Raw genomic sequence first — 10,849 nt, forward strand, 5'->3', positions numbered from 1 at the left:
ACTTCTATTAGATTGTCCAATTGAATGGCGAGGTTGGCACTGAGTATGAATACTCATCGCAAAGGTGGGATGCTCCCGCTCATCCCCACGCTCGCATTCTCAACTTAGGACACCGAATTGCTTTACTCCGTAACCTATCTACTCGTCTGGGAACCGCCATCTACTCCGATCATGGCTGGAATATGTGGCATGAGCAGTGGCTGTCGCTCACCGCTGACTCTTTGCATAAACTCAAAACCGAGGGCAATACTTACGACTATATTTTCTTAGACGAGTGTGAGCAGTTTATCGCTCACTTGCTATGTTCGAGCACCTGCAAAGAACATCGTCATGCCATTCTGCAATCCCTCAAATACTTTACCTACTCTGCTCGGTGCGTTGTCCTGAGCGACGCGCACCTATCCGATGTCTCGCTGAAATTCATTCTGGCGATGCGACCCGATCCCACCGAGTCGCCGTTTGTGATTCGCAACCGCTACCAGAATGGCGATCGACGCGTTTTCTGGCATGAAGGCAGCGATCGCTCTGGCATCGTGCGCCAAATTAAAGCCTCGCTATTTTTGGGCGATCGCGTGATTGTCGCTTGTGACGGCTTGGAGTTTTCCAAAGATCTCTATGAAGCCCTCCAGACCTTATTCCCAGAAAAACGGATTATCTGCATCAACTCAGAGAACTCGAACGAGTCGGGGATGCGATCGCTGATTGAGAACATCAATGCTCCTGGCAAGCTTGACGGCATCGACTGCCTGATCTACTCGCCCTCAGTCAACACTGGTGTGAGCATCGACACCCCTCACTTCGACAAAGTATTTGGGGTCTTTGTCGGGGGGTCGCTAGCTGGAACGGACTGCATTCAGGCACTCAACCGCTACCGTCTCAAAGTGGACTGGCATGTCTGGGTTGGTTCTAATCCGATTGGGGGTTACCGCCCCATTAGTGCGGAGCGAATCAAACGCAACAAACTTCAGGAAAATGACCTGTGCGGCTTCTTGCTTAAGATTGTCCAAGGCAGCGGGGAAAAGACGGTGGCAGATGAATTCGCTTGGGATGCTTGGGCAGCTATTCAAGCGCGGCGGAACGAGTCACTCAATAATTTACGGGGGGATGTCCGCTTTTTGATTGAGGCACAAGGACACCATTTAACAACGCTGAGTGAGGAGACTGATTGGGAAACGAAAAGCGAGTTGAAAGCTGCCCGCGATACCAATCGGCAGGTTCATAGCCAGGGCATCTGCAACGCTGCACCGATCTCCGCAACCGAAGCACGTCAACTAGAAGCTAAAGAGCGTCCAACGTTGCAGGACCACTATCATCTAGAGCGTCATCGAATTGAAACTTCCTGGGGCAAGACGGTAGACGCAGAACTGATTGAACTGGACAGAGGCGGACGCACGATCCGCCAGTTCACGCTGCTGGAAGCGCTCCTAGAAAACCCTTCTGAGGTCAGAACCCTAAACGGCAAACGTATCTACTTTCCCCCAGCGTTAGTTGCCGAGAAAGACACAATGGAACGGGAGATTTTTCATTCCCTGGATTGGCGCAATGACTCTGTTTCTTGGTCGCTGCGCCGGGAGCTAGGACTACACCAGTTTCTCAAGCCCGATCGAGAGTTTCGTAATGCTGACTCAGACTTGCTGGAGTTGCAAAAGCAGGCACAGCGTAATGCCCTGATCATCAAAGATTTCTTAGGAGTCACCATCCGTCGCAATGCCACTCCGATTCAAATCTTGCAGCAGCTATTAGAGCAAATCGGGCTGCGGCTGGTGTGCGATCGCCGTGAGGGATCTCGCGGCGACCAGGTGCGTGTCTATCATCTCGCCCCTGAGCAGTGGACGACTGCTCAAGAGGTGCTAGCCTACCGTCGCTCTAAGCGTGAATCGCAAGACCAGAAGACAGTCGAAGCACATTCGACTTCGGTAGTCACAGGGGTCACTTCTGATAAGTATTTAAATAAAGGGGAGGTTGTGACTACCAAGCGTGAGTCACAAGATTTACCTCAAAATGATCTAGCGGATGGGCTGGAGATTTTGGCACAGGCAGTGGAGCTTCAACAACAGGCGTTGGTTCAAGCGCTTTGGAAGACGTGGAATTCGTTGCAGCGATCTCACCTGTTGTCTTTGATGTCGGATGAGTTGCGGCGGCAAATGATGAGCTGTTTGGGACTCACGACTGGTGCGCTCGTTCGCTGGTTCAATAGATCTGGGGAGTGGGTCGTAAGATCGCTCGGTACAGCTACTGCTAGAATCTTTAGCGGAACTAGCCCAAGCATGGAATGGATAACTAATCTCGGTGAGTTGGAGTTAGTCACCCCACCGGCTTGAGCTTAACGGCTGGGGCTAAAATCCCCACTCTTAAAACTTTGCTGGGATATCTGCTATCGTTCAACGATTTCACGCTGGAGATCTGAATAACAAGCTCTGACATTATTTGTTATTGCAGCAAAATTAAAGCAGTCCTCTTAACCTATTAACTCACAGGCTTTAACGATGAACGTTTCCCTCACGCCCGAACTGGAACAGTTTGTCCAAGCAAAGGTCAAGACTGGAAGTTGTCTTTCTGCTAGTGAAGTCGTCCGAGAAGCTCTGCGCCTGTTAGATGATCGAGATCGACTGAGGGAGATCAGAATCGATACTCTCCGCAAAGAAATTGCGATTGGCATTGAGCAGAGCGATCGGGGAGAAGTCTTCGATGGGGAAGAAGTAACTCAAGAACTGTTGGAAGAGATTGACTAAGCTTGTCAATCTCGATGATAAAAACGAAAATTGACTAGTCATGAGCAACCAAAGGCAGGAAAAACGAACTTTGTCAGCCTGAACATCATTCAAGACTAGAAAACTTATTGTGGAACGGGTGGATTAGCGAAATTGATTGAGCAGAGTGCTCGTTAATCTCATACACTTTGGATTGTTGTTACTGGGCTGAGAGCATTGGTTCGAGTCATCACGATTTACAATCAGTCCGGCGGCGTGATGAAAACTTCCCTGACGATGAACTTGGGATATCATCTAGCGCTGCATGGTCGATCTGTGTTGCTGATTGATATGGACCCCCAAGCAAGTTTGACTGTTTTCATGGGGTTAGAGCCAGCAGATTTAGAACAAACGATCGCGGATTCTATTTTGGATAACGCGCCTTTAGCGATGCACCAGAATGTTCATCAGATGGATTTGCTGCCTTCCAACATTACCCTCAGCGCTGTCGAGATGCGTCTTGTTTCTGCGATGGCGCGAGAATGGCGATTGAAAAGAATCCTAGAACCTATTCAAGCGAAGTATGACTTTGTTTTGATTGATGCGCCACCTAGCCTGGGTGTCTTGAGCGTCCTGAGCTTGGTTGCCTCTACCCACGTTCTGATTCCAATTCAAACGCAATACAAGAGCTACAAAGGCACCGAGTTGCTGCTAGATAGCGTGAAGCAGGTGCAGGATCAGGTTAACCCCGATCTAAAAATTGCGGGTATTGTCCCAACGATTTATGCCTCAGCTAATGCCCAAGACAAATCGATTTTGAGTGCGATTCAAGAACAGTTAGCGGCGATCACGACTATCTATCCCCCTATCCCTCGTGCGACTGCTTTTGCGGACGCTTCAATGGAGCATTTACCCTTGGCACTATATAGTCCGAATCACAGTGCCGTGAAGATCCTGGAATCTATAGCTGACGGTGTGGAGACATTGCTATGAATAAGAATCGATCAGTAGTGCCTCAAATGCGGGGGGTCAGTGCTTTTCTAAGTGCGCCTGTTGAAGCAGCAGCTTCAATAAACACGGTCTCAATCTCTAAAATCCGTCTTCCTTCTCATCAGCCCCGACGCTACTTTGATCCGGAAAAGTTACAGCAGCTAACGGACTCTATCAAGCAGCATGGCGTATTAGAACCGCTATTAGTGCGTCCACTTCAGCAAGGAGAATATGAACTCGTTGCGGGAGAGCGACGATATAGAGCGGCTAAAGCAGGCGGTTTAGAAACTGTTCCCATCACCGTCCGAGAGCTATCGGATCAAGAAGCTGTCCAGCTTGCCCTGGTTGAGAATTTGCAGCGCGAAGATCTCAACCCTATTGAAGAAACTGAAGGCGTTCTAGAACTACTGACGCTGACGGTGGGCTGTAGCCGAGAGGAGATCTCAGAAGCCTTGACTCAGATGGCGACGGCTCAAAAGAAGGGAATTGATCCATCGGGAAACGTTTCCCGACAGGTAGAAGCAATCGCCAATATTCTAGAATCGACGATCAACCTGACCCCCGAAAGCTTCCGAACGTCCAGGCTGCCTTTACTCAATCTACCCTCAGAGATTCTGGATTCGATTCGGCAGGGCAAGCTGGAATATACTAAAGCAAGAGCGATCTCCAGAGTGAAAGATGAGCATCAGCGGCAGCATCTATTGCAGACTGCGATCGAGCAGTCTCTATCTCTGACTCAGATTAAGCAACAAATTAAAGAATTAACAGTCGTCTCGAAACCAGAGCTGCCGACGATGAGCGATCGACTGGTCTTAATTTCCCGTCAATTAAAGGGACTGACTGATCCTAAAAAGCAAAAACGCTTAGAGAAGCTATTGCAGGATTTAGAATCTCTGGTTGAAACTTAGAGGGATGATGAACCTTTAGTAGTCCTCATCTCCCAACTAAAATCTGTAAGTTTTGCTGTCTTTGCTAATTGTGTTTCCAGAGGAATGTAGAGCCGTTACCTCAGTGTATGATTCTCTCTGATGGAGAGATGAGCTTTAAAACATGAGTGCGTTACTACCCAGTGATTACCCAGAATTTCTACGAGATCTGAAAGCCAAGATTCAGGCACGGCAAACGAGAGCAATTTTAGCTGTCAGCCGGGAGCTGATTGGTTTGTACTGGGAAATTGGGCAACAGATTGTCAATCGGCAAGAAACGGCGGGTTGGGGCGATGCTGTGATCACTCAGTTGGAGCGTGACCTAAAGCGGGAAATGCCCGATTTAGAGGGCTTCTCCCGGCGCAACCTTTATCGGATGCGATCGCTCTATCTCTCCTATCGTGAGCAAGGCGAGAATGTGCCACAGCTTGTGGCAAAGATTCCTTGGGGGCACAATACAGTGCTGCTAGAGAAGGTGAAAGACCCGGCAGAACGAGAATGGTATCTGCAACAAACGCTGGAGCAAGGCTGGAGCAGAAATGTTCTGATCCACCAGATTGAGAGCAAACTCTACATCCGTCAGGTTAGACAGACCAAAAGCCATAATTTTGGGCAGACTCTACCAAGTCCGCAGTCTGAGCTAGTAGAGCAGGCACTGAAAGATCCATACATCTTAGACGTGCGCCGTGACATTTGGAATGACATCCTTGGCACAGCCAAGAGAACACTTGGGAGGTGGTGTCTAAGCTGACCAATCTACCTGGCGCTGAAAAGCAAAGGGGAAAGCAGCATATTGGTAAAGCGGTGAGCGGAGATAAAATGCCCAAACCACTGCACCGCAAAGCTTGTGAAGCAAGGTAAAAGCTGCCTTGCTTGAACTCTAGTCCCAACTAGACCAAGGGTAGTCTCGTCGGAACGGCATTTGATACCGACGCTGGTTCATCCAGATGTTCAAGTCGAAGACATTTGGAACTCCCAGGAATCAGAGTGTTCAGGGATGACCTGAACTAAGGGAACGAACGGAGTACCTAACCTTCACTCGGACGTGTCATTCCAGAAAAGCGCGGGATTGCCTACGGGACGCGAGTCCTAACAGGTTGAGGGGTGAGTTCCTTCAACTAAGAGTGAATCTTTCACTCTGGCAACGGAGCCTCCATAGTAGTCGGCGAACGGGAAAACCGTTTACATGGCGAAGGGAGGCAGGTGACTCGATGAACAACACAGAGAGGTGCGCGAGATGCGTGAAGCCGAAACTGTTTTAGACATCATCCGTGAGCGAGGTCACTATCGTTCACCGTTAAGAGACCTTTATCGACAACTGTACAATCCCCAACTCTACCTCCGCGCTTATGGGCGAATCTATCGCAACAAAGGCGCACTGACAAAGGGAGTCACAGCGGAAACGGTGGATGGCATGTCACTGGGCAAGATTAACGCCATCATCGAAGCGATTCGATATGAGCGATATCGTTGGACTCCGGTTCGACGAGTCTACATTCCGAAAAAGAATGGTAAAACTCGTCCATTAGGACTTCCATCCTGGTCTGACAAGTTGCTCCAGGAGGTGATTCGTTCCCTCCTAGAAGCCTACTATGAACCTCAATTCTCCGACTCCTCCCACGGCTTCCGCCCAGGACGGGGTTGCCACACAGCCTTGACGACCATCAAACGAATGTGGCATGGAACCAAATGGTTCATCGAAGGGGACATCCAAAGCTGCTTCGACAGCATTGATTCAGAAATTCTGTTGAAGATTCTGCAAGCGGATATCCCAGACAACCGTTTTCTGCGACTGATCCGAAATCTGTTGCGGACGGGATATATGGAAAATGGACGGCACACTCCTACTCTCAGCGGGACACCGCAAGGGTCAATTCTGAACCCCATCCTTTCCAATCTCTACCTGAACAAACTGGATCAGTTTGTCGAACAAACGCTGATTCCAGCGTACACAAAAGGGCAACGACGAGCGCACAATCCGGTTTATGACAAACTCTCCAATCGCGCCTACTACCTGAGACGACAGGGACAAGTCGAAGCCGCTCACAACCTGGAACAGCTTCGTCGAAGCATTCCAGCCAACGACCCGAACGATCCCAATTATCGACGGTTGCGCTACGTGAGATATGCCGACGATTTTCTCCTCGGCTTTGCCGGATCAAAGCAAGAGGCAGAAGCGATCAAGGAACGACTCAGGACTTTCCTACGCGAGGAACTCAAGTTGGAATTGTCCGATGCCAAGACTTTGATCACTCATGCCCACAGCGAACCCGCCCGCTTCCTCGGATACGACATTTCGATTACGCAGTGTGATTCTAAGATCACGACTAACCGCCGCTCGCTCAACGGCGGGATCGCGCTCAGAATGCCTGTATCTTTCCTACAAGACCGCTGTCGGTTCTATATGAAACGAGGAAAGCCTATCCATCGAATGGAACGAACGCACAACACGGACTACAGCATTATCAGCCAATATCAATCGGAGTACCGAGGCTATGTCCAGTACTATCAATTGGCAGATAACGTTGCTTGGCTCAATCAGCTTCATTGGGTGATGCGAACCTCCTTACTGAAGACATTGGCACACAAGCACAAATCATCGGTGGCGAAGATGGCACACAAATATCGTGCCAAAATCAAAACTGCTGAGGGATGGAGAACGTGTTTGGAAATTACCGTTCCACGAGCAGACAAGCCGCCCTTGATTGCTCGTTTTGGTGGAATTCCGCTCAAGGTCAATTCGACGGCAACGATCCAAGACCAAGCTTTGGCTCGGCACTCACTCGGTCGAACTGAACTGTTACAACGACTGCTAGCAGATACCTGCGAGGTATGTGGCTCGGTGCAAAACATCGAAGTCCATCATATTCGCAAGCTTGCCGATCTAAACTCGGCAGGACGCAAATCGAAACCCGATTGGATGTATCTAATGGCATCGCGACAACGAAAGACCTTAGTGTTGTGTCGAAAATGCCATGACGACCTTCATGCGGGTAGACCGCTACGAGGTCAGACGGAACGAGCGACTGGAGAGCCGTGATGCGGTGAAAGCCGCACGTCCGGTTCGGAGGGGGGACGATGGAAAAGGAGCCGCAAACGCCACCTCGTCAGCGTCCTACCCTACTTCTTGATGCTGAAACAGGGCGCAAAAGAGCGCGATCTGCAAAATGCACTGCTGGAAAAGCTGCGAGATTTTTTGGTAGAGCTGGGCAATGGCTTTGCCTTCATGGGCAGCGAGTATCCGCTGCGGGTCAGCGATCAAGATTTTTTCCTCGACCTCTTGTTTTATCACTACCGACTGCGTTGTCTGGTGGTAATCGACCTAAAGATTGGAGAGTTCAAACCGGAAGATGCGGGCAAAATGAATTTTTACTTGTCAGCACTGGATGCCCAAGTGAAGCACTCAGACGATCGCCCCTCGGTCGGCATCATTTTGTGTAAATCGAAGGACCGATTAATTGCAGATTACGCTTTGGCAAACTTGAATCGAGCGATCGGAGTCAGCACCTATCAATTAGGCGACCTACCACTAGAGATTCAATCGGAATTACCGACAGTCGAGCAGTTACAGCAGGTGTTAGAGATACCCATAGCCAATGAAACGGAAGGATAAACCGACACAGCTAGTGCCGCTTTGCCCTTCCGTTAAACGATTTAGCTCAATGCCCTTAACTTTGGTTTAAGGTTGCAGCGATCGCCTTGAAATTTTCTAATCCAGCCGCTAGGTTCTCAATGATCTCGGTCGCTAACACGTCTGGATCAGGCAGGTTATCTAGATCAGTCAAGCTGTTGTCTTTCAGCCAGAAGATGTCCAGGCTAGTCTTATCTCTGCTGATTAGTTCGTCGTAAGTGAATTTGCGCCAACGACCTTCTGGGTTAGTTTCTGACCAGGTAGGCTGACGTTGAGCGCGATTCTGCGGGCTGTAGCAATTGATGAAATCCTGCAAGTTTGCCTTCTGCATCGGATTTTTCTTCAAGGTGAAGTGGACATTGGTACGGAAATCGTAGTACCAGACTTCCTTTGTCCAGGAATCTTTGGCGGCGGGCTTGTTGTCGAAGAAGAGGACGTTGGCTTTTACGCCCTGTTTGTAGAAAACCCCAGTGGGCAACCGCAGGATCGTATGTAAATCTGTTTTTTCCAAAAGCTTCTTACGGACTTTCTCTCCGGCTCCGCCTTCAAACAGAACGTTATCGGGCAAGACTACGGTGAAGATTTGCCCCAGGATGCCTTTTTCTCTAGCGAGTTCCTGGAGGATTTTGAGGTAATGGAGTTCGAGGTCTGCGCCGCGTTTGGTGGTGAGACTGCTCCAGTCGTATTCCATCGGAATTCCGGTGGGGCGTTTGTAGGGCGGGCGGCTATATTCGTCTGCCATTTTGAGGAACAGCAGGTAGGTCAACTGCTCTAGGTAGTCGCTATAGCCTACGCCGTCATCGCGGAAGGTGTTGCAGAAGCTCCAAACTTTAGAAACGATCGCTTGTGTACTCATCACTATTTCCTAAATCAGAGAACTCATATCAAACAGCAGCCTTTTGTCTAACCAGCTTCCTCTACCCTCGCCGATCAGAATTACGATCCTCGAAAGGATTAACCAAGGAAATGCCACAATCTTCAAAGTCGCGGATATTGCGTCTCACTAAAACGAGTTGATGAATTTGAGCGGTTGCTGCAATGAGCATATCTGCCTGAGTTCGAGGTTTGCCTTGGGTTTGTAATGTGCCGCGCAAAATGCCAGCCCGATGAGCGATCTCCTCCGTAATGGGCAAAATGTGGCAGTTGATTTGGAGAAATTGCTCGAACCAACTTTGAATGCGGGTGTTGGGCTTGGCTGCTAGCCCATAGGCGATTTCTTCTAGCGTGACGACGCTGAGGGAAATTTCGATGATTGGTTCACTCCAGGCAAGCACGTTAGGGTGAGGACGAGAACGAGCCAGCTCACTCAGAATGTTGGTATCACAGAGTATGGTCATGGATGGCTCAAGCAAAGGGGTTTGGGCGATCGCTGCGGTTAGGTATTTCCAGGGTGTAGTTTTCTTCTGCACAAAGCTGGCGAAGTTCGGCAAAGGCTTGAGCTAGGGGGCGCTGACTTTGCTGCTGCTGCCATTGCATAAATTTTTGGAACGCTTCAGCCTCAACCACGACTGCGACTAATTGATTTTGGCGATAGATCATTTGTGGCTCTTTCTCAACTGCCTGGATTAGATCGTTAAAGTGCTGCCGTGCCTCTTCGATTTTCCAACTCATGCTGTTCTCCTTCGGCTATATGCCTTTTATTTTCAACTGTTTTGAAGTTTGGGGCGATCGCTTTTCTTGCCGTTCTGCTTTAATTCGCTCTAGCAGCTTCTCGGCTGGCTCATCATTGGGGTCTTGCGGAACGAGTTTGCCTTCAAAGGCTTGCTTTAGGATGCTCTGCCGCAATGCTTCAGCTTTTTGCAGGTTTTCAATGATGGTAGATTCGAGTTGATCGCAGATGGAGAGACGCGATTCAATTTCTTGAACGATTTCTTCTTGCTCTTCAAAAGAAGGAAGCGGAAACTTGATTGACTTTAGAATGTTCTGATTTAGAAAGTCTCTAGTTGATCCTTTACATAATTCTTTGACTTGTTCTTTAACAGTTCCACCGCCTTGAAACAAATAAACAAAGAATCTTGAGTTAACAACCCTTTGATCAAGCGATAATCTCATGAGATTAGTTGAAATAAGAGATAAACCTCTCCCCTCTGGAACGCAACAAATTTCGCCTACTGTTCCAGAACGAGAAATGATAATATCACCACCTGTAACCCCAAAGGAGTCAAGCTCTTCTGCCTTCTCTTCTGAGACAAATATCTTGTTTCTAGGAATAAAAACCCCATTTCCAATAGACTTGTTGTGAAATAAAATGCTTTTGTGGACAGGGTTTGCTCCTCTTTGCCTCCCGTTAAGCAGCCATGAGGTAGAAGTTCCATAACCCAGTCGCTGTGAGCATCAGATGGTCGTCGAAATTAGCCACACGATTCCTGTAAATCGCACTCACTGCCCCGTAGCGCTTGACTCCCGCAAAGGCATTCTCACAGACGACTCGGCTCCGACTCAACTCCCGGTTAAAGTCCTTTTGATCCTGAGTTAAGCTGCCTCCTCTGGGCTTCTTATACCCAATCTGGATATTGTCATACTCCTTTTGCAATCCTTGAAACCCCAGGTCTACTTCAATCGCAATCTCAGTCGGAAGTGCCCCAACGATTTCTGCTTCGTCCAGCAATCGC

At 49.0% G+C, this 10,849-nt stretch carries 12 protein-coding genes; 7 read left to right on the plus strand and 5 right to left on the minus strand.

The window, feature by feature from the left end:
• Nucleotides 1-20: 20 nt before the first annotated feature.
• From C7B65_RS25860 to C7B65_RS25890, 7 genes are all read left to right on the plus strand, one after another.
• Nucleotides 21-2,321, plus strand: a complete 2,301-nt coding sequence (locus C7B65_RS25860) for a plasmid replication protein, CyRepA1 family (protein WP_143162127.1) — start codon at nt 21-23, stop codon at nt 2,319-2,321.
• A gap of 165 nt (nt 2,322-2,486) precedes the next feature.
• A complete protein-coding gene (locus tag C7B65_RS25865) occupies nt 2,487-2,732 on the plus strand; it encodes a type II toxin-antitoxin system ParD family antitoxin (RefSeq protein WP_073075258.1) in 246 nt (81 codons plus the stop codon).
• Nucleotides 2,733-2,927: 195 nt separating this feature from the next.
• Nucleotides 2,928-3,683 carry a ParA family protein gene (locus tag C7B65_RS25870; protein ID WP_073075257.1) on the plus strand — a complete coding sequence of 252 codons (756 nt, stop codon included), beginning with the start codon at nt 2,928-2,930 and terminating at the stop codon, nt 3,681-3,683.
• Nucleotides 3,680-4,588, plus strand: coding sequence for a ParB/RepB/Spo0J family partition protein (locus tag C7B65_RS25875; protein ID WP_073075256.1), 909 nt, complete (start codon nt 3,680-3,682; stop codon nt 4,586-4,588). The genes C7B65_RS25870 and C7B65_RS25875 overlap by 4 nt, the downstream gene beginning before the upstream one ends.
• A gap of 142 nt (nt 4,589-4,730) precedes the next feature.
• Nucleotides 4,731-5,357: a DUF1016 N-terminal domain-containing protein gene (locus tag C7B65_RS25880; RefSeq protein WP_073075255.1), complete on the plus strand. Its 627-nt coding sequence runs from the start codon at nt 4,731-4,733 to the stop codon at nt 5,355-5,357.
• Nucleotides 5,358-5,843: 486 nt separating this feature from the next.
• Nucleotides 5,844-7,646 (plus strand): reverse transcriptase/maturase family protein, encoded by a 1,803-nt coding sequence (locus C7B65_RS25885; RefSeq protein WP_073075254.1) that lies wholly within the window; start codon nt 5,844-5,846, stop codon nt 7,644-7,646.
• A 90-nt stretch (nt 7,647-7,736) separates the two neighbouring features.
• On the plus strand, nt 7,737-8,219 hold the full coding sequence (locus C7B65_RS25890; protein ID WP_073075253.1) for a DUF1016 domain-containing protein: 483 nt from the start codon (nt 7,737-7,739) through the stop codon (nt 8,217-8,219).
• A gap of 55 nt (nt 8,220-8,274) precedes the next feature.
• Here C7B65_RS25890 and C7B65_RS25895 read toward each other — a convergent pair whose 3' ends face one another.
• The 5 genes from C7B65_RS25895 to C7B65_RS25915 all read right to left on the minus strand — a co-directional run.
• On the minus strand, nt 8,275-9,093 hold the full coding sequence (locus C7B65_RS25895) for an N-6 DNA methylase (protein WP_073075252.1): 819 nt from the start codon (nt 9,091-9,093) through the stop codon (nt 8,275-8,277).
• A gap of 61 nt (nt 9,094-9,154) precedes the next feature.
• Nucleotides 9,155-9,646, minus strand: a complete 492-nt coding sequence (locus tag C7B65_RS25900) for a type II toxin-antitoxin system VapC family toxin (protein WP_223257527.1) — start codon at nt 9,644-9,646, stop codon at nt 9,155-9,157.
• Nucleotides 9,582-9,848: a type II toxin-antitoxin system Phd/YefM family antitoxin gene (locus tag C7B65_RS25905; protein WP_073075250.1), complete on the minus strand. Its 267-nt coding sequence runs from the start codon at nt 9,846-9,848 to the stop codon at nt 9,582-9,584. Before C7B65_RS25905 ends, C7B65_RS25900 begins: the two co-directional genes overlap by 65 nt.
• 15 nt (nt 9,849-9,863) lie before the next feature.
• Entirely contained in the window at nt 9,864-10,559 is a 696-nt protein-coding gene (locus tag C7B65_RS25910) for a restriction endonuclease subunit S (protein WP_083583266.1), read from the minus strand.
• Nucleotides 10,525-10,849 (minus strand): transposase family protein (locus C7B65_RS25915; protein WP_280523201.1); only part of this gene is annotated, 325 nt, incomplete at its 5' end. The genes C7B65_RS25915 and C7B65_RS25910, both read right to left, overlap by 35 nt.

Source organism: Phormidesmis priestleyi ULC007, from assembly GCF_003003695.1.
Lineage (GTDB): Bacteria > Cyanobacteriota > Cyanobacteriia > Leptolyngbyales > Leptolyngbyaceae > Phormidesmis_A > Phormidesmis_A priestleyi_A.

What these genes read in the sequence shown, in the direction of transcription:
- C7B65_RS25905 (WP_073075250.1), bottom strand. Translation starts at nt 9,848, where the DNA reads ATGAGTTGGAAAATCGAAGAGGCACGGCAGCACTTTAACGATCTAATC.
- C7B65_RS25895 (WP_073075252.1), bottom strand. Translation starts at nt 9,093, where the DNA reads ATGAGTACACAAGCGATCGTTTCTAAAGTTTGGAGCTTCTGCAACACC.
- C7B65_RS25885 (WP_073075254.1), top strand. Translation starts at nt 5,844, where the DNA reads ATGCGTGAAGCCGAAACTGTTTTAGACATCATCCGTGAGCGAGGTCAC.
- C7B65_RS25875 (WP_073075256.1), top strand. Translation starts at nt 3,680, where the DNA reads ATGAATAAGAATCGATCAGTAGTGCCTCAAATGCGGGGGGTCAGTGCT.
- C7B65_RS25865 (WP_073075258.1), top strand. Translation starts at nt 2,487, where the DNA reads ATGAACGTTTCCCTCACGCCCGAACTGGAACAGTTTGTCCAAGCAAAG.
- C7B65_RS25890 (WP_073075253.1), top strand. Translation starts at nt 7,737, where the DNA reads ATGCTGAAACAGGGCGCAAAAGAGCGCGATCTGCAAAATGCACTGCTG.
- C7B65_RS25880 (WP_073075255.1), top strand. Translation starts at nt 4,731, where the DNA reads ATGAGTGCGTTACTACCCAGTGATTACCCAGAATTTCTACGAGATCTG.